The following is a 25,746-nucleotide window of genomic DNA, read 5'->3' as shown; positions in this document are numbered from 1 at the left end:
TTACTTTGTTTTAGTTTCTTTAGCTTTTTCTTCTGCAGCAGCTTTGGCTTTCGCCTCTTCTTCTGCCTTTAACTTTTCCTCTTCAGCTTTCGCCTCAGCCTCGGCTTTTGCCTTAGCTTCTGCGTCCGTTTTGGCCTTAGCCTCTTTATCGGCTGCGGCTTTGGCTTTCTTTTCCGCATCAGCTTTGGCTTTATCAGCTGCTGCCCGTTCAGGGTCAATCGCTAATTTTTTCTTGATGAGTTCGCCGGCCGTAATATCTGGAATCTCAGCCTCATCACCTTTGACATAAACCTTGTTTCCAAGCATTGCAGCATCTAAGAATTTAATTTTCATGTTCTAAACTCCAAGGTGAAAGGGCCGACTGGCCCCTTCAGGATTTTAATTAAGCTGGAAATGCACCTTTTACAAATGCTTCTGGGCGATACACAGCCAATGCCAGACGCTCTTCACAACGAATCGAGATCATGTTCTTCTCGAAGTCATCAGCATTTTCGGTTGAAATCACCACGTTTGCATCTTCACGGTCAAAGATTTGAGCTGCGTCCGCGAAACTACCGGTAAGGAAGTTTCCAGCCATTGCAGCGTGATTTGTGTCTGCTACCGGCAACCCCCAAAGACTTGGCGTATTAGGTGAGAATGGGTTGGTAAACAAGTATGCACCGGTGGTGTCTTTCTGTAATTCAATTGCAGTCCAATCATTCATATGCATCACATGACCTGTTGCAAATACATCTGCCAAAGCAGCTTGCAGCATGGCCAAACGCATAGTATCTACGCGAGTCGGTGATGCAATCGTAATTGGAGCTGAATAAGCAGTTGCCTGAGTATAAATACCATGCAGGTTGTTACCAGTGCCTGAACCAAATAACAGTTGCGCATCTTCAACACGCTTAAGGCCATTAAGCAAACGACCATTGATGAAGCTCTGCAGTTGTGGCAGATCATCAAGAATTTGTTTCGATGCTTTAAGCAAGTGGGCAATCGTTTTCACACCTTCCAGCACTTCTTCGAATGTTAATTCTGAATATGGCTTGGTGGTGTTTTCAGCTACTGGCGCAGCGTTATTGGTAAATCCAGTTTCACGTAAGTAAGCAATCGCATTACTGGCCGTTTGACCTGGAGCTAATAGGTCACGGATGGTCACGCGCTGATTTGGCGCAGTCACAATACGAGTCGAACCATCAACAGGGTTTACTGCAAATGATGTCAGTGCATTACGGGGAACGGCTACACTGATACGTTTTCCAGAAGTTGCATTGCTTGCAAACGAAATAATTTGCTCATCTTTTACAGCAAGATCACCAGCACGAGCATCTACTTGTGCACCTGGATTACCAGTGCCACCACGTGCAAATAATTGCTCAGCTTCACCCAACTTCACCTGTAGGTCATTTTGGGCTTGGCGCAGATTATTTAGGTCTGTAAGTGCTTTATCCACTGCCGCTTTAGTTTCAGTAGACAGTTCACCAGCTTTTTTTGCTTCATTTAAAGCATTTTCAGCCATTGGTTGAACTTTTTCAGTCAGATTCTTTAAGCCAGTGTTTACGTCTTTAAGGGCCTGAGCTGTTTGGTCTTTAGTTTGATCAGTCATGATTTTTCATCTCTCAAAAATAAGAAAACCGCCATATAGGCGGTCATAAAATTGCTATCAGGTTTTAAGTGCTAAATTTCTCAGTAGCGTTACGCATACTTTGAAGAACACTTTCGAGTACATCATTGCTAGCGCTTGGCGTAGCTTGGTTGGTAGCGCCAGGCGTACCCTTTAAATCTTGAATAAGTTCCCGTCGTGAGCTTCGAGACATTCCTGCTTTGGCAAGCAAGATATCTGCCTTATGAGCAGCGACTTTTTCTTTAGTGAAGTTCTTTGTATCTTCAACAACCACGTCAGATGGCAGGAAAGCATCAGCAAAGCCACTATCAATAGCATCACGCCCATTGATCCAGCGCTCTTTATCCATATCAGCTTTAAGCTCATCCATACCAAGGCCGGATCGCACATGATAAATATCAGCAATCGTATCATCGATCTGCTCAAGGAAATCTGCAGTTTCACGCAAGTCGTTGCGATTCCCCCAAAGCCCTGTCCAAGCATTGTGAATCATAAAGAATCCAGCACGGGCAATCTGAATCTCATCAGCTGCCATGGCAATAAACGATGCTGCTGAAGCTGCTACCCCTAAAACACGTACAGTCACATGACCTTTGTATTCACGAAGCAGGTTATAAATAGCCAAGCCTTCAAATACATCACCACCTGGTGAATTGATATTGACCACAACATCAGCGCCATCAAGTGAGCGCAATGCAGTACTGATCCGCTTAGCAGTTACACCAGAATCATCCCAGTAGTCATAACCAATCGGATCGTAAATACCAATCGTGTTTTCATTTTCATCTGATGCTTTAATTGCAGGATTCCAACGATCAAAAGCTAACGGTGAAACACCACCTTTTTCTTTTGCATTAAAATTAGCGACTGGCAGCAGGTTTCGTTTGCTCATTATTATCACCTTTGTAATTGGTCCCGACTTTATCAAGCGGAATTAATGCCGATTGAATTGTATAAATTTCCCCGCCCGGAATAGGTGCTTCATTTTCTTTGCGTCTGACTTCATTACGGTTATACCAACCATGATCAAGTGCAGATGCATAGTACTCAGCACGGCCTTTTGAATCTGCTCGGAGTAAACCTTCCACACTAAATTCAACATAGTAAGTTTCAAACTCTGCAGCACCAATCAGGCACCGTGCAATTTCCTGCTCAATATTGACCAGTAGAGGGCGTAAGGTATTGGTTAGGAATTGCATATTCATGCCTTCTGTACTTGAAGCCCATGAACTTTGTTTATCTAAATGCCCGACCATGAATGGCGGTACCCGGAACCAGCGGCAAATTTCCTCAATCTCAAATGTCCGAGTTTCTAACATCTGAGCCGCTTCAGGATTCATGGTGATGCCGTGGTATTCCATACCGTTTTCAAGCACCATCATTTTTCCGGCATTCTTGGATCCCATGAATTTATTCATGTTGTCTCTAAGTGATTCACGCTGATCCGGTGTTAATTTCCCCTGGGCAGATAAAAGACCTGATGTCTGCAACCCGTTTTCAAAGAACTTGGCCGCAGCTTCTTCAGCAGCCTGTGCAGCCCCAATGGTTTCACGCGCTTTCTGGACCTTAAATAAGCCCATCACCCCATCGATACCAAAACCACGAACATGCATCATGTTTTTTTCAGTGATTTCACGCTTAACACCACTTTCGGTATAAGTGTATTTCAGCATTCCATTGGTCTTGTTCCTGGTCACCACCATGTTTTGGGGTAGCAATGGATTCAATGAAATAATCCGGCCTGATGCACTGCGAATAATCTCAATGTATGAATTCCCCCATAGGCAGATACTGGCCACAATCATCAGCATGAACCGGCTAGGTGTCATTTCATAGTTTGGTGACCGGCAGAGAAGATTGTAGAGCGGATGCTTAACTGCAACATCCCGACTACCGTCCGCTTTTCGCTGGTAAATCTTAAGAGGCAGCGTTGATACAGTTTCTGAAATCAAACTCACACATGAAAAAACGGCGCTCAATTGAAGCGCCGAATCTACAGTTACATGCTTGCCACTCGATGTGGCCAATAATGCCCTTAATAATTCAGGCTCCAGACTCAGATGCCCATCCAGCCCAAGGAAGCGCAAAGCTGCTTGAGCAAACCGACCCGGCTTCTTTGTACTCATTAAACACCTACCATAATTGGATCATCATAAAATTCATCACCTGTAGGTTCCCCTGCAAGCACCATTGCCCGACTGATGCCCATTAATAACGCTACAGCACCATCAATTTTCTTAAACTTCTTTTCCTTATCCGGGAACTCGGTTTCATTTTTTCCTGTTTTAGAAATAACATTACCGATCATCCAGCTAAGAATTGGATTTCCATCATGATGAAAACGACCTGCAGCAATAGCAGCTTCAAGCTCCTTCATTGCTGGTGAGAATGTCTTTGTGGTTTTGGGCATCTTGATTGAGGTATATCCGGCATCATCCACAGTTTTTGCAATCTGGAATCCACCCCACTCATCGTAAGGAACCTCAGTCAAAGACACTCGCTGAGCATCTTCGATTAATTCCTTTGCAATTTGATTCAGGTCATTCTCATAGCCATCACAGACATTCAGCAGACCTTTGTTGAACCATTTCTGATACCGCTCAACCACCTGCTTTTCATCACCGCTATAAACCGTGTCTTCAGGTAGATAGAACTGCGGATCTATACAGTAGTAATGCAGTCGACCATCATCTTCTATTCGATAGAACAGGTTGATACGTGCTGCAATATCGATTTTTGATGATAGATCCACACACATCATGCAAGGCGTTGCTTCAAAGTCATCAATGTTCAGGTCTGGATTACCGCAGGCCTTCCACTTTTCCATGTTGAAAAATGCAGATTTTGCTGATACCCAAACGTTTAAGTGCTTAGTTTTAAAAGCACCTTGCTTTGATGCGTTCTGAATTGCCCGGCGTTGCTGAGATTCCAGGTAGTCAGAATAAACAGAAACCCCATAATTGGGGTTTGCTTTGGCCAGTACTGCCGGATCTGTCCAGTCATCTCCCTCATCAATGGTCCATATCCAGCCAAACAGCTCATCATCTGGTACGGTATCCAAGAGCATTTCCTGAACACGTGCACGTAAATCATAACAAGGGCCTTCAATATTGAAGCCAGCTGTTGTGATTGTGAAAATCATAGGCTGTCGACGTGCACCCATACCGGTCTGCATGGTGTCATACAGCGCAGATGTTGGATGCTCATGGAATTCATCGACTACAGCACAATGCGGTGACTGGCCATCAGGTGGATCACCAATGATAGGCTCAAAGATAGAACCTTCATCTGGAATCTCTAAGCTACCGGCATTAATCAGTACGCCAGCTGCTTCAATGAAGTCTGGCGAACGTACCGCCATTAAGCGTGCAGGTTTAAAAACTTCCCAAGCCTGCTTCTCGGTGGTAGCACCAGCATAAACTTCTGAACCAAATTCACCATCATTGGCAAACATGTTGAGAGCAACACCAGCGGCAATCGCAGACTTACCGTTTTTACGCGGCACCTCCCAATAGCTTTCACGGAAGCGGCGGTACCCATCTTTTTTACGAACCCAACCAAATGTGCAACCAATACCAAACTTTTGCCAGGGCTCAAGCGTGATACTCAGACGCTTCATTGCCCACTCACCCTTTGTATGGGGCAGCAACTCAATAAAAGCGATCTTCTTTTCTGCTAGTTTTGGCTCAAATTTATAAGGAAAATCTTTATTTTTTGACTTAATCAGGTCATCTAAGTGGCGTTTACAAGCAAGTCTTACCCACTTACATGCAGGTATTTTTCCTGAAACAACCTGCTTTGCCCATCTATTTGCAATGCCAACGTTTGGGAAAGCTGTCATTTCGGCCTCGCTACATATTCAGCACCTGCGCAAATTTATTTGTTTTAGGTTTATTACCCCCACCACCTAACCGCCCCCGGGAAGATGGATCCAGACCCAGCATTGCTCCAAAAGAAGCCATCTGTTTTGATGCTTCATTCACTGCAGTCAAGGCTGGATTTTTAATCGTACTGCCTTGCGCTGTTTCCAGTGTTGGTCCTTTTTGGACTACTTCTTTTTGGGCTACGCGCAAGTTGTGGTAAGCCATGCAGAACATTTCCACGTTGTGCATATCTGTAATTTTAAGAACTTTATTTTTTAACAGCTCTGGAATAACCGAACGCCACATCATGTCCGCGTACTCCATTGTCGAAAAATATTCCGGCACATCAATATCAACGACATCAGCAAATTCAGGCACATTGGTATTGAGAGGACGTCTGCCCGGGTTGCCAGCTGCCCGTTTTGCTTCCTGCGGTTTTGGCTTTCGGCCACGCCCAGGAACAGAAGAAACTCCACCCATTTGTCAACACCCTGAATTTTTAATTTCGCGCACGTAAAAATGAACGGAGGGGGGCGGTCATTTAGGCTAAGGCCCTGAACTTTCGACCTACCCCCTCCCCCTAGAAGCTTGTAGGCTGAGCAACGGCGCGTACCAAATACATCAAACCTGTTTGTAAATCGGTCTTGGCCATAGCAGCAAAGCGTTCTGGTGTTGCTGCATCAAGACGGCGATCTTCTTCAACATCACACACTTGCATATTTGCATCACAACGACAGTTGTAGCGCTGTGTTGCGATATGTTTCTCAACCTTCTCAATCACAGTCTGGATTTGTGGGCCAAGTACTTTGATTTCGTTCATGAGATTAATTTCTTCTTGAGATAGATCGCGATAGCCTTTGATTTTTTGATGTTGATTATCCATTTTGTTTTCCTTCGTTTGCTGTTTTCTCTTTATGGCATGGTGCACACAACGACTGTAGATTGTCTGGATCATCTGTACCACCGTGAGCCTTAGCCTTGATGTGATCGACGTCTGTAGCCTCTGCTACACGACCACTGGCAGCGCACTTAACACAGAGATAGTTATCACGCTTCAAAATGCTTTCACGCAGTACTCGCCAAGCATGGCCATAGCCGCGCGCCGTAGTTGATCCTGATCGATCTTGACGTGCTGTCCAGTTGCTACGCTTATGTGCATGCTCATCACAATAACCTTGTTGTCTTGGTGACTTGGTTAGATTTCGACACCGGAACTCACGGCATGGCCTGCTCATTGATTGCTACCACAATCAGCACGAATCAAACCCAATTCCCTTAACTGCTGGTCATCTAACTCTTGAATATTGGCTCCACATGGCAAAGCAATAAAGGTCTTTCCAATACGCTTACTCATGATTGACATTTTCTGTTGAATTGATTCACGAACATGTGGATTGCCGAACATGGTTTGATTAAAGAAAACTACAACAGCAACACTATCTGGGCTCAGCTCTTTAATAATTGCTTCCATATCCATTAATCCAAATAAGGTGACTTAGGTTTATCTTCATCATCTTCGGTCTGCATCATCGCTATCAGCTCATTGTTCTGATCAACGATACGAGCCATGACTTTATTCTGCTCTGCCAGTAGATTGCTTTGAGCTGTCATCGCCTGGCTTTGGTTGTTCATTGCTTGAAGCATCTCGACCAGTAAGGCGTTCGATACACAGCCGCATTCTCTCTTTTGCTCGTTCACTTTGCTTCCTTATCCATTCACGGTTTCTTTCACACGATGCACATGTCATCTGAATCACCTAAGATCACATTGATTTCGTTAAGCAGGTATTGATTGACTTGATCTACAGTGGAGACATTCACAAATACCAACTCAACATCTTTGATTGCCAAACCAGTCTCAGCCTCAAACAATCGCTTACGATCAGCTATGTCCTGGTATAGATCCCGCTTAAAGGCATCGAGTCGTTCTTGATCGCTTGTACCCACGGCGCTATCTCCGACTTAAATTGATTTGAATGTTCTTCATGCGAGTACGGATGTTTGCCATTACTTCATCAATAGCCATCATCTGTTTGCTATTCATGAATGCCCGGCTCAGGTTCTGATACTTCACCAGTTCATCATGCAATTCATTTAGATTTTTTTGGGCTTCTTTGACATCCATACGCACCACCAATAAGAAAAGAAAAACCCCACTCAAATCTCCAGAATTGAGTGGGGTCTTATGTGCCGTAATACGTTCGGCTAATTCGTGTAATTGTCTCGACGCTTTCCACACTTACGACATTCCACCTGAATGAAAATATCAGACTCGTAGTCATAGTGATGAAAGCAGAATAATCGTTTTAGAAATTGGAGCATGACTTCTACCCGGACAATCAAGCAATCATATAGCAAGAAATTTCAGTTACTTTTACTTATAAAACATAAATTTAGAATATTTACTACCGAAAATAATGTCGGTAAATTTGTCGAACTAAGCAAGATTTCTACCCGGTTAAGCAAGCAACGATCAAGCAAATTCTTAGTCCGATATTTGTAGTTTTAAAGGTATCGAATTCGAGGGAATTAAAAACCAAACTGTCAATATTATTTTGAGCATTTAAAATAGTATTTTGCTAGCTTGAAATAGTATTTTGATTTTGGCACGCCATGTAGGATTCGAACCCACAACCATTGGTATAGAAAACCCATGCTCTTTCCAGTTGAGCTAATGGCGCATTAAAAAAAGGATGTGGTGATCTGCCACACCCTTGCCTTTAGTTTTCGACAGAATCAGCTCGGCAACTGATCTAACGCTACTCACAATCACACACACCTAACATGCACGGTCTGCTTTACTTGCTTTCAATCCTCTTTAGGTCGGGACGCTACTCCCTAGTCTGGATTCCCGAAGGAAGTTTACTCGATGGCATGTTCCACTGGTCAGCACTCCAGCAGGAATGGGCTGCCTTTTTACAGGCAACAAAAAAGCCCGATCATTTGACCAAGCTTTGATGTATGTAAAATCTGGGTGGCGGCATTAATTTAAAAACCACCAGAAATTAATGAAACCACCATAACGCAAAAGCCCACCATATGGCGAGCCTTTAAGTTCTATGTAGTCGATCAATGCAACTACAGCGACAATAACACAAATATAGTAGTTTGCTGTATACAATGCAAGTCAATTCACACTCGCAACCAAATCATTTAATCGGCAATCTAACCAGCTCTCAGCTGCCAACAAATACCCATCAATTTTATATCGAGCCACCTTGGTCTTACTCGCCAAAACGGCGATCGAATACCCTTTCAAATAATGGAACTCAATCCACTGGTACAGATCTGGCCGTGAAAAGCGCAACTGCGTCACCAGGTGATCAACAGCAACCAAAGCATCATCATCTAGCATCACCTGAATACCTGACGACTTCTGCCCCTCTTTCAAACGCATCAAACCATATGTAGGTGAGGTATAAGTCAATTCACTTGGATTGTATGAAGCATGACGCGCCCATTTACCCCACTGCGCCAATTCATTCTGCATCATTCGAACCGTTGGTTTTACTTCTACAATTGCGCTCATTTATATTCTTCCCTTAAACCTTCCAAAATCTTTTAAAAACCAACATTGCTGCATCACGTGCATGCTCATTCGTGCGGCCAGTCCAACCGGTAATCTTCTTAAATAGATCCGCTTTGGTTTTAGTAGCATTTGCTTTTGGGTGAACCATGATGTAATTGAACTCTTGTTCTATACACCAGTCCTCCCAGATCTGCGCATCACGCTTTACCGACCCCACGCCTTGAGCTTTTTCTTTACCACCAGTAAACCAAGTGCGTTTACGTGCATCTTCGATATACAGCTTTAAATTATCTTTCCCATGAATTGCTTTTATTTCCTGAACAGCCTGCATTGCCTTGGTGATGCTTAAGCACTCCACCTAGTGCAACTCCCCACCGGTGCCATGGTCCATTGCCACGGCGTAACCGGTATTTACCCCTGTATCGATACCAATGAGGATTTTAGTCATTGGCACCTCGCTTATTTTCAAATCCACACCAACGGCAAGGTTTTTCAATTTTATTGGTTAGTTCAGCAATCTTTTCCGCATCCTTTGCCATATCTTCTTTGTAGACAGCTAGTTGGGTTTTTAGGCTTTCAATCTGCTTCTCATACTTTCGCAAATCAGCGTCTTGAAGCTTGATGACTTCATCGCATTCTCTTAAGGCGGCTTGCATAGATTGCTGACCAGCTTTATAAGCCTCGATACAACTATCCTCTAAGTTCTTGCACAGTTTCTCTTCAAGACTCATTTCACTCACAGCACAAACTCCTTGTCATCTTTGCACCAGCACACATATGCGATTTGTACGGTTAAATTGCGGTACCCAATCCCCTGATCAAAATCAAATAAGCGATCCCCATGGATATATTTCAGTTGCAGATAGAAAGACTGAGCTATGAAGAAGTTTTCGAATTGTTCTTTCATCGCTCGATCACCTTTGTATTCGGGCTAATGTGGTTCTTGATATCACTACAATGGTCCGTTTCCTCATCCGACCACTGCTTTACATTCACATCAAAAGGCTCTGATTTTTGTTCTGAGCAATAGGTACAGATAAGTTGACGCTTGGCGTCCCCAATCTTGGAAATATTTTCCCAATCATGGTCACATTCCTTTAATTCTGTTTTCTCGATTAAGTTCATGCTGCTTTCCTTTTTTGATATCTTATTTTTTGTGTTGTTTTTTCTTTAAGCGCCTTCCTTTTAAGCACTTCATCGTCGCGCAATTTCTGCAATTCTTCGGCCTTCGATATCACCGCACAGATTTTCTTGTACTCACCCCGAGTTAAGCGGTTGCTATGACCCATCACCGTGGTGTGTCTAATTCGTTGAAGCGAAATACCAGTTAATTCAGACAAAATATTGCGCCTCGGGTTCGAATGTCCGCCCGAATTACACCAGTTCGCCAGGCGCGTTTTCTGGTACTGGGAAATATATCCATTTTCACTGCTTTCCACTGTTGACCGCTGTGGACGTGGTTTAAATTCCGTACCTGGTAACTGCTCAACCCAGCCACCACTCTTAAGAAACTTCTTAACGTCCCGGTTTAACTGTTTACGCAGCTTTTCTCTCTCAGTCGGAACCGCTGTTGATTTACGCGCTACGCTTTCAGCTTTTACGAGTTCTAAAAATTCTGATTTATTGATGTTCATGCTGCACCCCCAAATATTTCTTTTGTTTTATCTGTCAAAAAGTATCGTTTTTCATAACCAAATTCAGATGGCAGTGAGTGAACATAACCAAGCTGCTCAAGTTGCAGCATGTAACGCTGTGCGGTTCGCTTGCTCATGCCAAAAACACTAACCAGGTCTGATGTAATCACCATCTTGTTATCGCGGATAATCTGCAAAACCTGCATCATCCGGTCAAAGATGTGGATATTTTCCTTAATCACACCCCACCCCCTACACGCTTAAAAGCACCTTTCACTTTTGCAGCCAACTCGGGCGGACATGGCACACCTTTACGATTGCGCTCGTCATAAGTTAAAGACTTAGTCTTTTCCGACTTGTCTTCTTTCTTCCACATTTGCTGCACACGGCCTTTTTCCTTTGCACGTGCAAGGTAGTCCTGATAAATCGCATTAAAGGCGTAATGCGCTGCTTTCTGCCCCTCTACATTGAGGATATGGCGTACCTCATCCAGACTACGTTTTGCGAGAGTTGTAATTTCCATTTTTTTATCATTTTCAAACTGCAGTGCTTTTGCCCATGCCATGTCAGCAGTCCACCAATCACCGCCCTGCTCACACCAGCTACGGAATTTCGGAAGGTTTGGACACCACTCTTCAGAATTCATACGCAAGATGCCGCGAGTGATATCAGCCGGAGTTAGGCCACTCAAAACAGTGCATGCCAACTGAACAAGCTCTTCATCTGAATAACCTGCATATTTTTTACTGAACTCAGCGCCGTAGACATCACCAATGCGGTTTAAAACCATTTCAGCTACTTCAACTGGAAAGTTCACAGCAAAAGCGTTTTCGAATAATTGAATATTGCTCATTAGTTTGACTCTCCTACTGTGCGCATTTGATTTGGATCTGCCTGGTTGCCAAAGCGACGGCGTTGCATTGGCTGTTGGTTTTGAACTGGGTTTTGTTGTTTAGGTGGGTAAACACTTTGATAACTTCCAATGATTGAAGCTTCCAGTGACTGGTTTGCCTGATCACCAAAGCCAATCAATTTTTTAATCAAAAGGTTTACGGCGTTTTCAGTAAGTGGTTTTCTGATGCTGTTGCGCATATCAACAAATTGAATCCATAGATCACGATTTACGTTCACTGGTAATTCAACTGGTTTTGCATCGAATGCAGTTGGTTTTTTAGAAGAAGATTTCTCTTTTTCACCCTTATCTTTATTTGTTTTTGTATTAGTTGTTTTTGAGTTGTTATTGTGGGTCGAATCTTTAGAGTGCACGCTATCTAAAATATCGACTCCCCCCTCTATATTTTCGACGGCGTTTTTTTCGCTATCTAAAATATCGACTGCAAAAATACTGTCAGTTAGAACATACTTTGCCGGCTGATTTGAGAAGGATTTACGCTCAATAACACCCATTTGAACTAATTTTTCACAACCTTTTAGGACTGAGTCTTTGTTGTATCCAGTACCCGCCACCAGTTGAGAAACACTGATGCTATCGTCAGATTTATTCCAGCCACGAGTTTTACGCACAATGAATAGATAACAAGGCAAAGCTGGGCCTTTCATATGAGCCATATAACCTTTGTCAATTAGGTCATTAGGCAGCATGAAGGCGTTAGAAATAAAACTGCTCATTGCACCACCCCTTCACTTGTAAGCTTTTCAATTACCCATGCTTCGCCTTTTGTGGTGAACATAGGTTGAGAAAAGCCAAGCTCAGTTTGCTTAAGCTCACCAAAACCCTTATCGATAAACCATTGCTGGAATACACGCGCACGTTTGACACCACGGCTATACACATCGAATTGATCAAGGTATTTATTCATTGCCATGGCTGACATTCGAAGTTTCTGGGCCACTTGAGTAGCGTTAAGCAAGGTGTCACGCACTACGATTTTTTCGTAGTACTCCACTTTTGGCTTATCAATTTCAATTTTTCGCGCCTGATCGGCTGCTAATTGAAGTGCTTCTGCAAAAGTTTGAGGAAGTTGGACGGCGTTTTGGTTTTCAAGATCATACCAACGCTTGACCAGTGCTGCTGTGAACTCTGGGCAAAGCTGAGCGACTACAGTGATTGAGTCTAATTTGCCCTGTTCGCCAGAGAAAACATACACCTCAACATTGTAATTTCGACTATTGGCTTCTTTTTGCACAACCTCAATTTGAGGACATGCTATTACTTGCTGATTAACAAGGCTGTCGATAAGGCGCTTAACATTATCGTGACGTTTTTGACAAAGCTCTGAAATATCAAGACTTGTCATGCTCTGTTGATTATGATTAAATTGTGTCATCATATTCATGTTTGAATCTCCTGGGATTTAGACACAAAAGCCCTAGCTATTTGCGGTAGCTGGGGCTTTCTCGTTTCTGGTGGTTTCAATTTCATGAATTACGCAAAGAGAAATAAGTTTCTGCCCTGTTTCATAATCCACATTCTTTCGCTGACCAGATGACAGCAAAGAGATAAACGGCTGAGAACAACCAGCCAAAGCCGCTAATTCCTTTTGGGTCATCTTTTCCAACAACTGATTAATAATCGATTCCCAATTCATAGAACGACCTTCCTTATAACTTAGGTTATAATTTATAACTTTTGTTTTGACAAGTCAATAATCCATGTTATTTTAAATTACGTTAAATTATTACACAGGTAATTATTTGTTATGGGTCTTCTTATGGTTGGTTTAACTTGTGGTGATCGAGTTAGAGAGGCACGCACTAGATTGGGGTTGTCACAATCAGCACTGGCTAAAAAGTCAGAGGTGTCGCAAGCCGCTATCTCTAAAATTGAGAATAATGAGACCGATAACTCAAAATATATTGCTCAGGTAGCGAAGGCTTTAAATACCTCAGTGGATTACCTAATCTACGGGAAAGAGTACATAAAGAAGCAGTCTGGAAGCCTTAATGACTTTGTTGTGGTCGGTGGTGAAAACCCGGGTGAAAAGCCAAGCGTTGATGAATATGTTCTTGTTCCTCAGTTTGATATCTATGGCTCATGTGGCGGTGGCTCTATCATAGACAGCGTGGAGGTTAAGGGTGGTCTGGTATTTAGCCGACAGTGGATTAGAGAGCAAGGCTTACCTAATCCAGATGATCTGCGTGTGATCTATGCGAAAGGCGAAAGCATGTACCCTTCTATTGAAGATGGTCAGGTGCTTTTGGTTAATCCACACGACAACACGCCAAAATCAAATAAGGTTTATTTCTTGTGTATTGATGAGCAATATTATGTGAAACGCCTTATCAATATGGTGACGCATTGGGTGATTAGATCGGATAATCCAGACAAGGTTCAATACCCAGACATCATACTTTCACTAGAAGAAATTAGAGAAAAAATAGAAATTGAAGGTCGCATCTGCTGGAAAGGCGGATCAATGTAAATACCCTAAATTATAAAGGCGCTCATGTAGCGCCTTTTTTATTACAACCGTTATAACAAATATTATAAATAATATTCCCTACGTTATTGACACATCTTTATAACTTAAGTTATATTAATTTCATCGAAGCAACAAAAAGCCCCAGCGTTGCACGAACAACCTGAGGCCTGACCCACACTCTCTTTGTGAGTAAATAAATTATGAATAAAAACCCTATCCAAAGCAACCTGCCAGAGTTCGGTCAATCCAGCATGACCTCTGAGTGTTTGTATCAACACCCAAAGCCTAAATCTGTAGCGAAAGAAGTCGCTTCAAATGTTGCAGCTTGGTCTTTAGTTTTCTCAATCCTTTTAGGTCTTTCGGCAATGTTTATCGATCAGGCAGACAAAACGTCTAATCGCCAGGTTGAAGCAATTGCCACTTCTGTTGGAACAAACAACTAATTCAACACGGCTTACACAAGTAATTTCTGGAGAATACCCATGTCAAAAAACAAAACCTCTTTCGCTCAAACACTTGAAAATTTACGTCACGGTACTGTGGCTGAAGAAATTGACGAGTTGCTTACTGAAGCACTTCAGGCAACGGCGGATACCGGCAAGCAAAGCAAGGTCACTATCTCTTTGACCATTAAGCCAAACGGCAACGGCGTCTACAAAATTATGGATGACGTTAAGTCGATTCTTCCTAAGTTCGATAAAGAACCAACGGTTCTATTCACCGATGGAAAACAGCAGCTTGTTCGTGAAGATCCACGCCAACAGAAATTGAATCTTGAACAGATCCAATCAAGCGGCCCAGTAGATGTGAAAGCACTGCCGGAAACCAAAAAACCAACTTTCAAAAACCTCAGCTAATTAAAAGGCCTTAACAACATGAATAACTCTGAACAAAACAATCAAGCAGGTACAACAGTGCATAAAGATGCTTTCGTAATTGGTCAAACTTCTCTACAGGAAGCTGGCGGCGTTTTACCTTTCGTAGTTACATCTGACGATAGCAGCGTACACACCTTTGAAGAAACATTGGAGCGTCCGCTTCAACTTAATCAAGCAACAATCTTGCATACAGCAAAAGACCTGATTGCCTACGTTAATCGTTTTGCAGACGAAGACTCAATGGTTTTTGTAGATGTATTGGGTGGAAAAATTCAAGCGGTACTGGACTTTCACCAAGCCGAAAAAGTTGCAGGTTATGGTGCTAATGCTTATCAACGCCATTGCAAGCACACTGCCCATTTCATTGTTAGTAAAACTCCTGAATTTGAAAAAGTTGTAGCGAACTCTGGCCGAAAAATGTCACAGATGGATTTTGCATTATTCCTTGAAGATGTAATGCCATATGTGAATCAGCCTGCTGCAGCTGAGCTTTATGAAATCGTGAACACCCTTCAGGCCAAAACCAATATCGATTTTAAATCTGGTACTCGTACTGACAATGGCCAAGTGTCACTGACCTACAACGAAAACATTGAAGCCAGTGCTGGGCGTCAAGGCAACTTGAATATTCCTGAACAAATCGTATTTGGTATTCAGGTTCATCGTGGTGGTGAACACTATGCCCTTCCAGCCCGTTTCCGCTACCGCATCAAGGATGGAAATATTGCTTTGTGGTACGACTTGGACCAGCTCGAAAAAGCGATTGAAAAGTCTATGGAAGATACCGTGACTTATATCCGCGAAGGCAAAACCGTTTTCAATAATGATGATACTGAAACGGCGTTACCAGGTGTCCCTGATTTTGTGACGATCCTTGAAGGCTCTGCAAATATCTAACCATTAGACCGAATGGCCATGCACTGCGCATGGTCATTTAAAGGATAGTGAAATGAATTACCCACCTATTGACCCCAAAGGCACCAAGAAAATTCATTTTAGCCTGGCTGCACCTTTTGAAAACTGGCTATTGAATGACGGGTATCAACCAAAACTGGTCAAGAATGCAGCCTTGGTTCGATACAGCAAATCAAATAAACCTACGCTTGAAATTGATAGCACTGGAAAGATGAGTGAAGCCACCCAAAAGCGCTATGCCATTTTTCTTAAGCAGTATTTGAAAGTTGGTAAGCCCTTACTGGTTTCTTTACGGGCTCAGGCACCAAAAGTATTAAGGATGGCAGCGTGATGGATATTTCAGAAAAACAAGTTGTATGGCTTGAGCAAAAACCATTATTTGAGGCTGAGTTTATTCACTCTCATCTTCTACCGTTTTTCAATTTCAATGAAAACACTGGTGATTATGAAATCAAAAGTGAATGTGTAAACAACACAGATGATGAAGATCGAAAGGTTGCTTATGAGACTTTAAATACCGGTTGGGTTATGTGGTTACGTGCAAAACGTGATGCCAAAGCCCAAGCGGTGCCGGAACAAGTTTTAGAAAATAACTGCATGATTGGTCAGGCATGGTTTATGAGGGGTACACCAGTATCAGCATTAATTAAGCATGCAGAAAAAGCTTATCAAGCCGAAGTTGTAGCTCAAAATTCCAAATTAGAATTTGGTACTGACGATAATAAACATTGGTTTGCTCATGACGTTCCATTCTATGGAGCTGTTCAAATAGACCTAATTGAGGAACACGGCCTTGTTGAATGGGATATTCACTTCAATGGCTGCTGGCAAGGGCCTTTCGACTCTAAGTCTGAATGTATTAAGCATTTAGAGGAGTGTATTGCTGAAGAACGTGAAGCAGCACGGGAGCCAGCTAATGACTAATAAACCTATGCTGGTTATCAACCATATCGAACCTGTCGGCTTGATTGCTGAAAGTGGATCGGAGTTAGCGAAAGCGTTTAGCAATACTTATTTCAACCAAGCAGCAAATGAAATTGCTGATCAAGATGAAATTGAAGCATTGCACTTTATGGGTAGTGTAGCTGGTCATGCTTTATGTCAAATGTTCGGCCAGAATATTAATATCAAGGAGCTTGATTCTATTTTGGCCCAAATACGCAGCTATGTAATCCAGGCACAAGGATCTTGATATGAATGAAACCCAACAAAAAAATATTGCCGTAGCAACGTACATCATTGACGAGCTGCACAAAGATAAGCCTTTCAATTTGGTTCTAGACCGACAACAAGCTGATGTTTTCTTTTTGGCATCAGAAGGATATCCGGGTGATTTGCGACTATCCATATCTCACAAATCTGGAATCACTAATATTCTAGTTGATAACAGTAATGCTGATGCAATTGATCGCATGCTTTCGATCTTTATCACGAAGCATGACCGGTTTGGAGTGGTTCAAAGTTTAAAGGAGGTGTCTTAAATGGGAATTTTTCAAATAACCGTACAAGGTGAAGCACCTCAATTATTCGTAGGCTCTGAAGTTGGCGGTGCAAAGATCGTATCGATCAAGGATGTAAGCCCAAAACTGGTATCGTCTACTGAATTGGCTCAGTACTATGGCATTAGTCCCGACGCTGTCCGTGACCGCTGTGCAGCAATCAACAAAGGTACTCGAGGGAAATGTCTTTACGATCCAGAACAAGCACACGCTATTTTGACAGCTAAACCTATCGCGAGACGCGGGCGACCAAGGAATAATCAATGAAAAAGGCCATACAAACTATATTTAAAGAAAAAGCCCCAATTTAAGGGGCTTTAATTTTATGCATCCATCATATCCGCAATATCTTCAACATCCGGGTTGTAATAAGTATTCACCAGGACTTTAATATTTTTATGACCAGTGACCTTTGCCAGCACTTCAACCGGTAATTTTTGGTTATTCACAAAACGAGTAATAGCCTCATGGCGTGTGTCATGAAAGTGAATATCTGCCAGTCCTACTTTTGCCTTGCGACGCTCCCACATTAACCTGAAAGCATTTTCATTTTGTGGAATCAGCTTAGGCCCATCATGATCAATCAGATCCAACAAAGCCAAGGCCTTTTTAGTTAGTGGCACATTACGAGCATCACCGTTTTTGGTTTTAGGTAAATGCACATGCCGATCATAAATTTCTGACATGGTAATACCAAGAATTTCACCACGGCGCATTGCAGTCTCTAGAGCAAATAGAAACGCCCATGCAACATAGTGCTCTGGTAATGTCGGTGTCTGCCCTTCACGATAATTCAATCCTTCTAAAATGAGCTGAATTTCCTCATCACGAATACGGCGATTACGGGCTTTAGGTTTGGCCGGTTTTTTAATACCCATCCATGGATTAGTTTCCAACAAGAAAAGCTCTTTGACTGCATAGCTAAAAACTGAAGAGTACAGCGCAATCTCTCGAAGCACGGTATTTGCTCCAACCTGTTTTAAGCGTTTATTACGCCAGGCGGTTAAATGCTTTGGTGTGATGTCATGAATCGACATATCTGCCAGTGCACCAAACTTTTCATCAAACGGCGCTAACTGCTCTTTGACGTATTTGGATCCACGAAGCTTTCGCCCATGCTCATCATAATATTTATGAAAAAGGGTTTTAAAGGGATAGTGTTGCTTTACACCTAGATTCTCAGAAAGTTTATTTGCTTTTGCCTCAAGCATCTTTTGCGCAGCCCATTGCTCGCATTCTTTTACTGTGTCTTTGGTTACTGAATATGTTTTTCCAGCAATCATTATTTTAATTCTGTAGCTTTCACCGCGCTTGACCGCTTTAGGCATTTTCATGATCTATAACTCTATATTCTTGGTCTAATCTTGGTCTAAATTTAACGGCCATAACCGCCAAAAGGGCGGATATGGCGGATATGGCGGTTAAGGGTAGACTTTATTCAAGACAACAAAAAAGGGTTTTAAGCTACTGTTTTCGCTTAAAACCCTTATAACATAACGTTTAGAATCTTGGTAGGTATAAGCAGACTCGAACTGCTGACCTCTACGATGTCAACGTAGCGCTCTAACCAACTGAGCTATACACCTAGAATGCATGGCATATTATAAATTTTTCTGACTGAAGACAAGTCTTTTCATTTGATTTTTAAACTATCAGCACAAGTTTTAAGCAAATACTTGAATTTTTTCAATTCTTGATCAGTAAGTTCTGCTCCTGAATAAAGATATTTTTCAAAAATCCGGATTGCCTCTATAAATGCAGACTGATTTTCGACCTTAACCTGTTGGGATAAACGCTGCATCCAGTGATGAAAAGTTTCAGCAGGCTGTTTTTTGAGATCGTCAGCTAAAGATTGATTCAACTGTTGGATAGCACGATCAAATGGGGATTGAGCCTGTCGGGCTTTTAGATAAATTCTGAGTCCATAGGCTAGAATCAGTAGTGCAATACTGCCGAGCAAAACGATAATACTCGAATAAGCCGAACTCAGACCTAATTTTGATAGCCAGTTCTGTTGCGATTCTGCATTATAACCCACCACCTTGCTTTGCCACTGGTAGCTGGCATAATCGCTCCAGACCCGCATCTTGGTCATCCACTGATTATTCTGCGATGTCCAGGTCGAATTATTTGACCAAACTCTTTCATCTTGAGACATCAGGTTTTGCATTCCGCCATCTATACGTTGTGGCGCAATCATGGCAGTCGGATCAAAGCGCTGCCATTTCTGATCTAACCAGACTTCTGTCCAGGCATGAGCATCCAGTTGCCGGACCTCCCAACTCTTACGATCCGGTGCCAGTTCTCCACCCTGATAACCAGTCACCACACGTGCAGGAATCCCGACATAACGCATCAGCATGACGAAACTCGATGCATAATGCTCACAAAACCCTTGCCGGGAGTTAAATAGAAATTCATCAATCCGGTTTTGTCCCAACTGGCCCGGTTTCAGGGTATAAACAAAGTTATTCTGCTGATACCAGTTGAGAACGTTCTGCACATAACGGCGTGGATCTTCAGCACTTTGCATATATAGGCGTTGTGCCAGCTGCTGCGCTTGAGGATCCAATCTGCGCTGTACCTGGCTATTGATTCGCGCAAGATATTGACCTACAGCCTGAGGATCATATTGTGTCCCAATCCACTGCAGCGGAATCGGTTCAACACGTTGCGTGAGTCGTCGCGGCACAATACTCCAGTCCTGACGGTTATAATAACGGCGCTCCACAGGTATTGATTTTTCCAGCCCCATGATCCAGAACACCGAAGGATCCGCAGCCAGATATTGATAGTTCCATCCAACCGGCACTGGCGAGCTATCCATGGGCTGTCGCATTAAAGGTTGCTGATTGACGAAACTGCTGGTCCAGCGTTGACCATCATATTCATCCAGTACCAAGGCGCGCCAATACAGCTCTGAACGCGGTGGGAGTTTACTGACATCACCGATAATCCGGAAAGCCAATGCACTAGACTGCGATAATTCAGCAATATCACCGGGCGACATGCTGTCGCTAATACCGGTCACACCTTTATTTTCTGGGATGGGAATATGCCAAAGTGGTGGCAAACGCGGGAAGAAAATAAACAGCAGGATAAAAAATGGAATGGCGTACAGGATAAACTTCGCTACATGCTTGGCATCCTGTTGTAAGGCGGCACGCTGGGTGGTCGGCTCCTGCTCAAACTCGCTGGTCTGAATCCGGTACAGGCCAATCAGACAGCTGATTAAACACAGCACAATCACGATCGCCATGCCAAATGACTGACTGTATAAAAATGAACTGGCAGCAACAAACAGGGCAAAATTAAACAGAATAATCAGGTCACGTTTATTTTTACTTTCCAGTGATTTAGCAAATAAAAAAGTAGATAAAACTGCTACCCCAGCCTCGACACCAATAAAACTATGATAGCTCAAATAAATACTGCCGAGTGCCAAAGCCGTCAGCAGGAAAGTACCCGTTTTAGGAAATGGCTGCTGACGTTTCAGGAAAATCCAGATACACACAATACTAATCGCAAAAATAATACTGAGTAGAACCGGAATAAATGCCATCTGGGCGATGAGAATCAGGCTCAAGGTCAGTACAATCGAAGTACGGATTTTTGCATTGATCATTGCTTTATCTGCCTTAGGCCTGTGCCAATAACTGTTTGGCTTTACGCAGTTGCGCTTCACCTGCACCCTGTGGCAATTCGGCTTGGGGCAAATGCAGTGCATAAGCACATTGTTGTTGCTCGCATTGCTCGATCAGTCCCATCATAAATTCAAGTTTTTCTTCATGTGATTGCGTCGGCATATGTTCATAATGAATCTCGATACTGTGTTCATCCTGATACTGCTCAAAAACCTTGACATATAAGCCCTGTCCTCGGGCAAACTGCTTCCAGGATACCGACTGCAAGGAATCGCCAGTCTGGTAATTTCGCAGCTCGCGAAATTCATCCATATCTGGTTCAAAGCGGTTCAGATGGTATCTATTTTCTGCGCTAAAAACTTCTGCTTTGGGCGCAACCCAGGCAGTATGCTGATGATAAAGATAAGTCCAGGCCCGAACCAATCCAAAAGGATAAACCGAATATATTTGAATGACGGGATAATCAAATTTACCGCGTTGCTCTGCATAAAATGGCAGGATAAACTGCTGCTTCTGTGCATTCAGATAAACTTTGTGTAGCTGATTTCCAGCTTTAATATACAAATAATGTGGTCGAACTTGCTGCTGCTGAAAATACATTTGCAGATTCAGACTGTGTCCGACCTGCCCCACTTCATCCGCGATTAATTCAATCTTCAAGCCATGCAGCTGCTTAAACGTCAGATAAAAACTGATACACAGCACAGCACTGATTAAAAAGCAGAAACCTAAAATCAGATTGTTGGCATAATTCACCCCTGCCACAAAGGTGATCAAGATCAACACCAGGTACAGATAGCCCTGCTGATAAATAAATACCAAGACGTCTTTCTGCGAGAGCTGTTTCTGCTGTGAAAATTGAAAGCGTTTGGCCAGCCATTCTTGCCAGGTTTTATCCAAGAGAGGACTCCTTTAGCTGACCGCAACCTGTTGCATGACATTCAAAGTTTCAGCTTCACTCAAACCCAGACGATGTGAAGTCACCGCCACAAATACGGCCTGTACGTCATCCGCTGTGACAAAGGCACGTTGCTGAATCAGCGCATGCGCTTGTGCTGCACGCTTGAGTGCCAATAAACCACGGGTGGACAGGCCATGACGGTTCTTGCGGGTTTCTTCCGCCAGATCCAGCAGATATTCCTGAATCGCTTCACTCATAAAGACCTGATGCGCCAGACTTTGCAGATCCAGAATTTCATCTTCAGTAAAAATATGCGCCAGACTGGCAATCAGGGCAAAACGGGATTCCTGCTGTAATAACAGCTTCTCGGCATGACGCGATGGATAACCCAAAGACAAACGCATCAGAAAACGATCCAGCTGCGATTCCGGCAAGGCATAAGTGCCGCTTTGAAACAGCGGGTTCTGTGTGGCAATCACCCAGAATGGTTTTGGCAAGGCATAGCGTACGCCATCAATGGTGGCATAACCCTCTTCCATGGCTTCAAGTAAGGCACTCTGGGTTTTGGGGCTACAACGGTTAATTTCATCTGCCAGTAAAATCTGGGTGAAAATCGGGCCTTGTTTAAACTCGAACTGATGTTCTTTCTGGTTAAACATATTAATACCAATGACATCGCTGGCCAGCATATCGTTGGTAAATTGAATCCGCTGGAACTTCAATCCTGCCAGATGTGCCAGACTACTCGCCAATGTGGTTTTCCCGAGACCCGGTAAATCCTCAAATAGAACATGACCACCTGCAATCAGACAGCACAGCGCCAACTTGGTCTGGGCCTGCTTGTCCAGTACGATGGCATTGACCTCTTCAAAAAAATGCTGGATCTTGGGTGCATAACTTGCAATCTTTTGTTCAAGCACAGTATTGAGATGTGCAGTATCGTTATTTTCCTTTTGTTTCATGCCCCAGATCACACTAATTTTCCTAATAAAACATGGTCTAGGATTAACATACACTGAAATTTTAATTTCCCCAAAAGATCAATTCTCTATCTGTGTAACTGAATGAGAATACCCGCGACAAAATGGCGAAAATTCAAATAAAAATAGGTGGGTTTTATCAAGTACGGAGAAAATGGCAACATAGAAAACAGGCAAAAAAACCGGTTCAAGAGGAAATCATTTTTTTCTTCTAGTGCGAGTATTAATCCTCGCATACATTTTATTTATGATAGTTAAAACACCATACTTAAAAGGTATGCAGATTTATTTTTATCCTGGATTTGAATCAAGAATATTCTGAAACAACTGAGTGAATGAAATGAGAGGTCATTCGCTCGGCCATTTTTAAGACCGATATTTAGGCATAAAAAAGCGCCCCGAAAGGCGCTTGTTTTACTCAATGATTAACACGGACACTTTTTCATCCCGCCGCCTGCTGATGGATAACGCGAATCCACACAGTGACGATAAAATGTTTTCGGGTCCATCGCTTCCAGATCTGGATGATGCTTGCGCATATGCTCCACATAGGTCTGGTAATCTGGCACCCCAACCATCAGGCGGAAACTTTGCTGCAAGCGTTGCCACAAGGTCGCAATACGTGACCAGTTTTTCGGATTCAGAATCAAATCCTTTTGTGACATCACGGTCATTTTGATGATTTTATAAATCATGGTTTTTCCGCTTTTGGCAAATTTCAGATTCATAAGACTCTCCTTAATGACCTTTCGCTGGCTGAATGTCTTCAGGATCGCGATAGATGGCTTCCGCTTCATGCACAGAAGGATTCGGATCTGCTAAAGCACGACGAATCACGCGAATCGCGGCGAACAGCATCACAAAAGCAACGATCATAAAAAAGGCACAAAGTGCGGCATTAATCTGATTCGACATGGCCACAGTCTGCATTTCTGCAATACTTTTAGCCGGCGCCAGGATTTCATTATTGGCAATGGCCGTATTGAAACGATCAGCTTGTGCCAGGAAACCAATCTTCGGATTTTCGTGGAAAATCTTCTGCCAGCCGGCAGTCATGGAAGTAATGAACAGGAAAACGGTCGGGATAATGGTGACCCAGACATATTTCTGTTTTTTCATTTTGAACAGAATGACTGTACCGAGAATGAGCGCCATCGCAGCCAGAATCTGGTTACCAATACCAAATAGCGGCCATAAGCTGTTAATGCCGCCGAGTGGATCGACCACGCCCTGATAGACGAAGAAGCCCCAACCTGCGACTGCAACCGCAGTACCCAGCAAGTTACCAAAGAAATTATGCGAGTTTTTCACCGCAGGAATCACGATGCCGACTGTATCCTGCACCATAAAGCGACAGGCACGCGTACCGGCATCTACCGCTGTCAGAATGAATAGAGCTTCAAACAGAATCGCAAAGTGATACCAGAACGCCATCATTTCACGGCTATTAAAAATTTCCGTGATGATATGCGCCATACCAATCGCAAAAGTCGGTGCACCACCTGTACGTGACAGAATCGAGTTTTCACCGACTTCTTGAGCCAATAAAGTCAAGGCTTCAGGAGTTACCACAAAACCAAGGGTACGCACTGCTTCTGCCGCACTTTCTGCGGTAGTCCCGAGTAAGGCGGCTGGCGAGTTAATCGCAAAATAAATTCCCGGATCCAGAACTGCGGCACAGATCAAAGCCATGATCGCCACAAAAGATTCCATCAACATACCGCCATAACCGATCACACGGATATCGCGTTCGTTATTGACCAGTTTCGGTGTCGTTCCCGAAGAGACCAGGGCATGGAAACCGGAAATCGCACCACAGGCAATGGTAATGAACAGGAATGGGAACATGGAGCCTGCAAATACCGGGCCTGTACCATCAATAAACTTGGTCACCGCTGGCAGTTTCATTTCAGGCATGGCAAACAGAATACCAATCGCCAGACCGGCAATTACACCAATTTTCAAGAAAGTGGATAGATAATCACGTGGCGCAAGCAACAGCCACACCGGCAATACTGATGCAATAAATCCATAGATGATCAATGCCCAGGTCAGCTCAGTTCCCGATAGTGTGAAGAACGGCCCCCAGTAAGGATGTTGCGCGATGTTTTCACCGTAGATGATCCCGAGCATCATCAATACAAAACCAATAATCGACACTTCTGCAATTTTACCCGGACGGATAAAACGCATATACACGCCCATAAAGATCGCAATCGGAATCGTGGCAGCAATACTGAACACGCCCCACGGACTATTGGTCAAGGCTTTGACGACCACCAGTGCCAACACCGCCAGGATGATAATCATCACACCCAAGGCACCCAGCATGACGATAATACCGGCAAAGGTGCCGAGTTCCTGCTTGGCCATTTCACCGAGTGAACGACCGTCACGACGGGTCGAAATAAACAGCACCAGAAAATCCTGTACCGCACCGGCCAGTACTACACCGACCAAGAGCCAGATGGTTCCGGGCAAATAACCCATTTGCGCGGCCAGGATCGGACCGACCAGCGGGCCTGCACCGGCAATTGCAGCAAAGTGATGGCCAAACAAAACACTTTTATTGGTTGGCACATAGTCCAGACCATCGGCCAGACGATGCGCAGGGGTTAAACGGCGCTCATTCAGCTCGAATACTTTGGTGGCAATAAACAAGCTATAGAAACGGTAAGCAATGCTATAGACACAGGCAGCTGCCAGTACCAGCCAGACTGCATTGACATGCTCACCCCGACTCAGGGCCAGCACTCCAAAGGAGACTGCACCCACTATGGCTACCAAAAGCCAAATTATTTTCGAAGTCAGCGTGGACTTCTTTTGTAAAGTTTCCATTCAATCCCTCATATTGTGATGCATACAAATCAGCGCGGTTGTTGTTGTTCGAAGTACTGCTGTTTTCCCTTGCG

Annotated in this window: 37 protein-coding genes, 2 tRNA genes and 1 pseudogene; 9 read left to right on the top strand and 31 right to left on the bottom strand. The window is 43.5% G+C overall.

From position 1 onward, the window contains the following. From FTT73_RS09360 to FTT73_RS09245, 24 genes and pseudogenes are all read right to left on the bottom strand, one after another. Window positions 1-333 carry a hypothetical protein gene (locus FTT73_RS09360; RefSeq protein WP_180191336.1) on the bottom strand — a complete coding sequence of 111 codons (333 nt, stop codon included), beginning with the start codon at window positions 331-333 and terminating at the stop codon, window positions 1-3. A gap of 49 nt (window positions 334-382) precedes the next feature. Then, window positions 383-1,591, bottom strand: a complete 1,209-nt coding sequence (locus tag FTT73_RS09355; protein WP_180191335.1) for a phage major capsid protein — start codon at window positions 1,589-1,591, stop codon at window positions 383-385. Between the two features lie 64 nt (window positions 1,592-1,655). After that, window positions 1,656-2,501, bottom strand: a complete 846-nt coding sequence (locus FTT73_RS09350) for a head maturation protease, ClpP-related (protein ID WP_180191334.1) — start codon at window positions 2,499-2,501, stop codon at window positions 1,656-1,658. Beyond that, on the bottom strand, window positions 2,470-3,735 hold the full coding sequence (locus FTT73_RS09345; protein WP_180191333.1) for a phage portal protein: 1,266 nt from the start codon (window positions 3,733-3,735) through the stop codon (window positions 2,470-2,472). Before FTT73_RS09345 ends, FTT73_RS09350 begins: the two co-directional genes overlap by 32 nt. Next, the gene (locus FTT73_RS09340) at window positions 3,735-5,228 is read right to left on the bottom strand and encodes a terminase large subunit (RefSeq protein ID WP_257232866.1); all 1,494 of its coding nucleotides are present in this window, start codon (window positions 5,226-5,228) and stop codon (window positions 3,735-3,737) included. The genes FTT73_RS09345 and FTT73_RS09340 overlap by 1 nt, the downstream gene beginning before the upstream one ends. Before the next feature lie 232 nt (window positions 5,229-5,460). Further along, the gene (locus FTT73_RS09335) at window positions 5,461-5,952 is read right to left on the bottom strand and encodes a phage terminase small subunit P27 family (RefSeq protein ID WP_180191332.1); all 492 of its coding nucleotides are present in this window, start codon (window positions 5,950-5,952) and stop codon (window positions 5,461-5,463) included. Between the two features lie 100 nt (window positions 5,953-6,052). Then, on the bottom strand, window positions 6,053-6,355 hold the full coding sequence (locus FTT73_RS09330) for a hypothetical protein (RefSeq protein WP_180191331.1): 303 nt from the start codon (window positions 6,353-6,355) through the stop codon (window positions 6,053-6,055). Continuing rightward, on the bottom strand, window positions 6,348-6,707 hold the full coding sequence (locus FTT73_RS09325; RefSeq protein ID WP_180191330.1) for an HNH endonuclease: 360 nt from the start codon (window positions 6,705-6,707) through the stop codon (window positions 6,348-6,350). Before FTT73_RS09325 ends, FTT73_RS09330 begins: the two co-directional genes overlap by 8 nt. After that, the gene (locus FTT73_RS09320; RefSeq protein WP_180191329.1) at window positions 6,704-6,943 is read right to left on the bottom strand and encodes a hypothetical protein; all 240 of its coding nucleotides are present in this window, start codon (window positions 6,941-6,943) and stop codon (window positions 6,704-6,706) included. The genes FTT73_RS09325 and FTT73_RS09320 overlap by 4 nt, the downstream gene beginning before the upstream one ends. A gap of 5 nt (window positions 6,944-6,948) precedes the next feature. Next, window positions 6,949-7,170 carry a hypothetical protein gene (locus FTT73_RS09315; RefSeq protein ID WP_180191328.1) on the bottom strand — a complete coding sequence of 74 codons (222 nt, stop codon included), beginning with the start codon at window positions 7,168-7,170 and terminating at the stop codon, window positions 6,949-6,951. Between the two features lie 29 nt (window positions 7,171-7,199). Next, window positions 7,200-7,418, bottom strand: a complete 219-nt coding sequence (locus FTT73_RS09310; RefSeq protein ID WP_180191327.1) for a hypothetical protein — start codon at window positions 7,416-7,418, stop codon at window positions 7,200-7,202. Between the two features lie 4 nt (window positions 7,419-7,422). Further along, window positions 7,423-7,710 (bottom strand): hypothetical protein, encoded by a 288-nt coding sequence (locus tag FTT73_RS09305; protein WP_180191326.1) that lies wholly within the window; start codon window positions 7,708-7,710, stop codon window positions 7,423-7,425. A gap of 365 nt (window positions 7,711-8,075) precedes the next feature. Then, window positions 8,076-8,152, bottom strand: a tRNA-Arg gene (locus tag FTT73_RS09300). 446 nt (window positions 8,153-8,598) lie between these two features. After that, the gene (locus FTT73_RS09295; protein ID WP_180191325.1) at window positions 8,599-9,000 is read right to left on the bottom strand and encodes an antiterminator Q family protein; all 402 of its coding nucleotides are present in this window, start codon (window positions 8,998-9,000) and stop codon (window positions 8,599-8,601) included. A gap of 13 nt (window positions 9,001-9,013) precedes the next feature. Then, window positions 9,014-9,448, bottom strand: a pseudogene (locus FTT73_RS09290) (hypothetical protein). Then, on the bottom strand, window positions 9,441-9,731 hold the full coding sequence (locus FTT73_RS09285; RefSeq protein WP_257232870.1) for a hypothetical protein: 291 nt from the start codon (window positions 9,729-9,731) through the stop codon (window positions 9,441-9,443). The pseudogene FTT73_RS09290 and the gene FTT73_RS09285 overlap by 8 nt, the downstream one beginning before the upstream one ends. 5 nt (window positions 9,732-9,736) lie before the next feature. After that, a complete protein-coding gene (locus FTT73_RS09280; RefSeq protein ID WP_180191324.1) occupies window positions 9,737-9,907 on the bottom strand; it encodes a hypothetical protein in 171 nt (56 codons plus the stop codon). After that, window positions 9,904-10,125 carry a hypothetical protein gene (locus FTT73_RS09275; RefSeq protein WP_180191323.1) on the bottom strand — a complete coding sequence of 74 codons (222 nt, stop codon included), beginning with the start codon at window positions 10,123-10,125 and terminating at the stop codon, window positions 9,904-9,906. The genes FTT73_RS09280 and FTT73_RS09275 overlap by 4 nt, the downstream gene beginning before the upstream one ends. Then, window positions 10,122-10,634 (bottom strand): hypothetical protein, encoded by a 513-nt coding sequence (locus FTT73_RS09270; protein WP_180191322.1) that lies wholly within the window; start codon window positions 10,632-10,634, stop codon window positions 10,122-10,124. Before FTT73_RS09270 ends, FTT73_RS09275 begins: the two co-directional genes overlap by 4 nt. Beyond that, on the bottom strand, window positions 10,631-10,876 hold the full coding sequence (locus FTT73_RS09265; RefSeq protein ID WP_159137981.1) for an HTH domain-containing protein: 246 nt from the start codon (window positions 10,874-10,876) through the stop codon (window positions 10,631-10,633). The genes FTT73_RS09270 and FTT73_RS09265 overlap by 4 nt, the downstream gene beginning before the upstream one ends. Next, entirely contained in the window at window positions 10,873-11,487 is a 615-nt protein-coding gene (locus FTT73_RS09260) for a restriction endonuclease (RefSeq protein ID WP_180191321.1), read from the bottom strand. The genes FTT73_RS09265 and FTT73_RS09260 overlap by 4 nt, the downstream gene beginning before the upstream one ends. After that, on the bottom strand, window positions 11,487-12,263 hold the full coding sequence (locus tag FTT73_RS09255) for a replication protein (protein ID WP_180191320.1): 777 nt from the start codon (window positions 12,261-12,263) through the stop codon (window positions 11,487-11,489). The genes FTT73_RS09260 and FTT73_RS09255 overlap by 1 nt, the downstream gene beginning before the upstream one ends. After that, window positions 12,260-12,931 (bottom strand): phage antirepressor KilAC domain-containing protein, encoded by a 672-nt coding sequence (locus FTT73_RS09250; protein WP_180191319.1) that lies wholly within the window; start codon window positions 12,929-12,931, stop codon window positions 12,260-12,262. Before FTT73_RS09250 ends, FTT73_RS09255 begins: the two co-directional genes overlap by 4 nt. 33 nt (window positions 12,932-12,964) lie before the next feature. Beyond that, entirely contained in the window at window positions 12,965-13,183 is a 219-nt protein-coding gene (locus FTT73_RS09245) for a helix-turn-helix transcriptional regulator (RefSeq protein ID WP_159137985.1), read from the bottom strand. A gap of 123 nt (window positions 13,184-13,306) precedes the next feature. Between FTT73_RS09245 and FTT73_RS09240 the strand changes: the two genes are divergently transcribed. The 9 genes from FTT73_RS09240 to FTT73_RS09195 all read left to right on the top strand — a co-directional run bounded on the left by FTT73_RS09240 (window position 13,307) and on the right by FTT73_RS09195 (window position 17,576). Then, the gene (locus FTT73_RS09240; protein ID WP_159137986.1) at window positions 13,307-14,017 is read left to right on the top strand and encodes an XRE family transcriptional regulator; all 711 of its coding nucleotides are present in this window, start codon (window positions 13,307-13,309) and stop codon (window positions 14,015-14,017) included. A 200-nt stretch (window positions 14,018-14,217) separates the two neighbouring features. Next, window positions 14,218-14,460: a hypothetical protein gene (locus tag FTT73_RS09235; protein WP_180191318.1), complete on the top strand. Its 243-nt coding sequence runs from the start codon at window positions 14,218-14,220 to the stop codon at window positions 14,458-14,460. Between the two features lie 39 nt (window positions 14,461-14,499). Then, window positions 14,500-14,874, top strand: a complete 375-nt coding sequence (locus FTT73_RS09230) for a hypothetical protein (RefSeq protein ID WP_005103684.1) — start codon at window positions 14,500-14,502, stop codon at window positions 14,872-14,874. A gap of 18 nt (window positions 14,875-14,892) precedes the next feature. Beyond that, window positions 14,893-15,792, top strand: coding sequence for a DUF2303 family protein (locus FTT73_RS09225; protein ID WP_180191317.1), 900 nt, complete (start codon window positions 14,893-14,895; stop codon window positions 15,790-15,792). Window positions 15,793-15,844: 52 nt separating this feature from the next. Continuing rightward, on the top strand, window positions 15,845-16,141 hold the full coding sequence (locus FTT73_RS09220) for a hypothetical protein (RefSeq protein ID WP_180191316.1): 297 nt from the start codon (window positions 15,845-15,847) through the stop codon (window positions 16,139-16,141). Beyond that, complete coding sequence (locus FTT73_RS16345) at window positions 16,141-16,734, top strand: hypothetical protein (protein ID WP_257232865.1); 594 nt, start codon at window positions 16,141-16,143, stop codon at window positions 16,732-16,734. The genes FTT73_RS09220 and FTT73_RS16345 overlap by 1 nt, the downstream gene beginning before the upstream one ends. After that, entirely contained in the window at window positions 16,727-17,002 is a 276-nt protein-coding gene (locus tag FTT73_RS09205; RefSeq protein WP_180191315.1) for a hypothetical protein, read from the top strand. Before FTT73_RS16345 ends, FTT73_RS09205 begins: the two co-directional genes overlap by 8 nt. Before the next feature lies 1 nt (window position 17,003). Next, complete coding sequence (locus FTT73_RS09200; protein WP_180191314.1) at window positions 17,004-17,291, top strand: hypothetical protein; 288 nt, start codon at window positions 17,004-17,006, stop codon at window positions 17,289-17,291. After that, window positions 17,292-17,576 carry a hypothetical protein gene (locus tag FTT73_RS09195; RefSeq protein WP_062034575.1) on the top strand — a complete coding sequence of 95 codons (285 nt, stop codon included), beginning with the start codon at window positions 17,292-17,294 and terminating at the stop codon, window positions 17,574-17,576. It begins immediately after the preceding gene. 56 nt (window positions 17,577-17,632) lie between these two features. On the opposite strand, the gene FTT73_RS09190 is transcribed toward FTT73_RS09195, so the two are convergent. The 7 genes from FTT73_RS09190 to FTT73_RS09160 all read right to left on the bottom strand — a co-directional run bounded on the left by FTT73_RS09190 (window position 17,633) and on the right by FTT73_RS09160 (window position 25,672). Continuing rightward, on the bottom strand, window positions 17,633-18,643 hold the full coding sequence (locus FTT73_RS09190; protein ID WP_180191313.1) for a site-specific integrase: 1,011 nt from the start codon (window positions 18,641-18,643) through the stop codon (window positions 17,633-17,635). Window positions 18,644-18,818: 175 nt separating this feature from the next. After that, window positions 18,819-18,895 (bottom strand) — tRNA-Val (locus FTT73_RS09185). 47 nt (window positions 18,896-18,942) lie between these two features. Further along, on the bottom strand, window positions 18,943-20,934 hold the full coding sequence (locus FTT73_RS09180) for a DUF3488 and transglutaminase-like domain-containing protein (protein WP_180191312.1): 1,992 nt from the start codon (window positions 20,932-20,934) through the stop codon (window positions 18,943-18,945). A 13-nt stretch (window positions 20,935-20,947) separates the two neighbouring features. Then, window positions 20,948-21,853, bottom strand: coding sequence for a DUF58 domain-containing protein (locus tag FTT73_RS09175; RefSeq protein ID WP_005171639.1), 906 nt, complete (start codon window positions 21,851-21,853; stop codon window positions 20,948-20,950). Between the two features lie 12 nt (window positions 21,854-21,865). Then, window positions 21,866-22,828, bottom strand: a complete 963-nt coding sequence (locus FTT73_RS09170) for a MoxR family ATPase (RefSeq protein WP_005096506.1) — start codon at window positions 22,826-22,828, stop codon at window positions 21,866-21,868. A gap of 431 nt (window positions 22,829-23,259) precedes the next feature. Continuing rightward, the gene (locus FTT73_RS09165; protein WP_005096505.1) at window positions 23,260-23,562 is read right to left on the bottom strand and encodes a YbdD/YjiX family protein; all 303 of its coding nucleotides are present in this window, start codon (window positions 23,560-23,562) and stop codon (window positions 23,260-23,262) included. A 10-nt stretch (window positions 23,563-23,572) separates the two neighbouring features. After that, entirely contained in the window at window positions 23,573-25,672 is a 2,100-nt protein-coding gene (locus FTT73_RS09160) for a carbon starvation CstA family protein (protein ID WP_005171642.1), read from the bottom strand. Window positions 25,673-25,746: the final 74 nt, after the last annotated feature.

Source organism: Acinetobacter sp. YH01006 (assembly GCF_013420445.1).
Taxonomy (GTDB): domain Bacteria; phylum Pseudomonadota; class Gammaproteobacteria; order Pseudomonadales; family Moraxellaceae; genus Acinetobacter; species Acinetobacter pseudolwoffii.
This window is presented reverse-complemented; position numbering and strand designations above follow the sequence as displayed.

Bases quoted from the DNA above. Each gene is read 5' to 3' on its own strand.
- FTT73_RS09230 (WP_005103684.1), top strand. From the start codon at position 14,500: ATGTCAAAAAACAAAACCTCTTTCGCTCAAACACTTGAAAATTTACGT.
- FTT73_RS09250 (WP_180191319.1), bottom strand. From the start codon at position 12,931: ATGAATATGATGACACAATTTAATCATAATCAACAGAGCATGACAAGT.
- FTT73_RS09180 (WP_180191312.1), bottom strand. From the start codon at position 20,934: ATGATCAATGCAAAAATCCGTACTTCGATTGTACTGACCTTGAGCCTG.
- FTT73_RS09335 (WP_180191332.1), bottom strand. From the start codon at position 5,952: ATGGGTGGAGTTTCTTCTGTTCCTGGGCGTGGCCGAAAGCCAAAACCG.
- FTT73_RS09190 (WP_180191313.1), bottom strand. From the start codon at position 18,643: ATGAAAATGCCTAAAGCGGTCAAGCGCGGTGAAAGCTACAGAATTAAA.
- FTT73_RS09325 (WP_180191330.1), bottom strand. From the start codon at position 6,707: ATGAGCAGGCCATGCCGTGAGTTCCGGTGTCGAAATCTAACCAAGTCA.
- FTT73_RS09345 (WP_180191333.1), bottom strand. From the start codon at position 3,735: ATGAGTACAAAGAAGCCGGGTCGGTTTGCTCAAGCAGCTTTGCGCTTC.
- FTT73_RS09295 (WP_180191325.1), bottom strand. From the start codon at position 9,000: ATGAGCGCAATTGTAGAAGTAAAACCAACGGTTCGAATGATGCAGAAT.
- FTT73_RS09165 (WP_005096505.1), bottom strand. From the start codon at position 23,562: ATGAATCTGAAATTTGCCAAAAGCGGAAAAACCATGATTTATAAAATC.
- FTT73_RS09200 (WP_180191314.1), top strand. From the start codon at position 17,004: ATGAATGAAACCCAACAAAAAAATATTGCCGTAGCAACGTACATCATT.
- FTT73_RS09360 (WP_180191336.1), bottom strand. From the start codon at position 333: ATGAAAATTAAATTCTTAGATGCTGCAATGCTTGGAAACAAGGTTTAT.
- FTT73_RS09340 (WP_257232866.1), bottom strand. From the start codon at position 5,228: ATGAAGCGTCTGAGTATCACGCTTGAGCCCTGGCAAAAGTTTGGTATT.
- FTT73_RS09195 (WP_062034575.1), top strand. From the start codon at position 17,292: ATGGGAATTTTTCAAATAACCGTACAAGGTGAAGCACCTCAATTATTC.
- FTT73_RS09160 (WP_005171642.1), bottom strand. From the start codon at position 25,672: ATGGAAACTTTACAAAAGAAGTCCACGCTGACTTCGAAAATAATTTGG.
- FTT73_RS09270 (WP_180191322.1), bottom strand. From the start codon at position 10,634: ATGAACATCAATAAATCAGAATTTTTAGAACTCGTAAAAGCTGAAAGC.
- FTT73_RS09355 (WP_180191335.1), bottom strand. From the start codon at position 1,591: ATGACTGATCAAACTAAAGACCAAACAGCTCAGGCCCTTAAAGACGTA.
- FTT73_RS09220 (WP_180191316.1), top strand. From the start codon at position 15,845: ATGAATTACCCACCTATTGACCCCAAAGGCACCAAGAAAATTCATTTT.
- FTT73_RS09255 (WP_180191320.1), bottom strand. From the start codon at position 12,263: ATGAGCAGTTTTATTTCTAACGCCTTCATGCTGCCTAATGACCTAATT.
- FTT73_RS09205 (WP_180191315.1), top strand. From the start codon at position 16,727: ATGACTAATAAACCTATGCTGGTTATCAACCATATCGAACCTGTCGGC.
- FTT73_RS09350 (WP_180191334.1), bottom strand. From the start codon at position 2,501: ATGAGCAAACGAAACCTGCTGCCAGTCGCTAATTTTAATGCAAAAGAA.
- FTT73_RS09225 (WP_180191317.1), top strand. From the start codon at position 14,893: ATGAATAACTCTGAACAAAACAATCAAGCAGGTACAACAGTGCATAAA.
- FTT73_RS09320 (WP_180191329.1), bottom strand. From the start codon at position 6,943: ATGGAAGCAATTATTAAAGAGCTGAGCCCAGATAGTGTTGCTGTTGTA.
- FTT73_RS16345 (WP_257232865.1), top strand. From the start codon at position 16,141: ATGGATATTTCAGAAAAACAAGTTGTATGGCTTGAGCAAAAACCATTA.
- FTT73_RS09330 (WP_180191331.1), bottom strand. From the start codon at position 6,355: ATGGATAATCAACATCAAAAAATCAAAGGCTATCGCGATCTATCTCAA.
- FTT73_RS09275 (WP_180191323.1), bottom strand. From the start codon at position 10,125: ATGAACTTAATCGAGAAAACAGAATTAAAGGAATGTGACCATGATTGG.
- FTT73_RS09245 (WP_159137985.1), bottom strand. From the start codon at position 13,183: ATGAATTGGGAATCGATTATTAATCAGTTGTTGGAAAAGATGACCCAA.
- FTT73_RS09235 (WP_180191318.1), top strand. From the start codon at position 14,218: ATGAATAAAAACCCTATCCAAAGCAACCTGCCAGAGTTCGGTCAATCC.
- FTT73_RS09280 (WP_180191324.1), bottom strand. From the start codon at position 9,907: ATGAAAGAACAATTCGAAAACTTCTTCATAGCTCAGTCTTTCTATCTG.
- FTT73_RS09240 (WP_159137986.1), top strand. From the start codon at position 13,307: ATGGTTGGTTTAACTTGTGGTGATCGAGTTAGAGAGGCACGCACTAGA.
- FTT73_RS09285 (WP_257232870.1), bottom strand. From the start codon at position 9,731: ATGAGTCTTGAAGAGAAACTGTGCAAGAACTTAGAGGATAGTTGTATC.
- FTT73_RS09260 (WP_180191321.1), bottom strand. From the start codon at position 11,487: ATGAGCAATATTCAATTATTCGAAAACGCTTTTGCTGTGAACTTTCCA.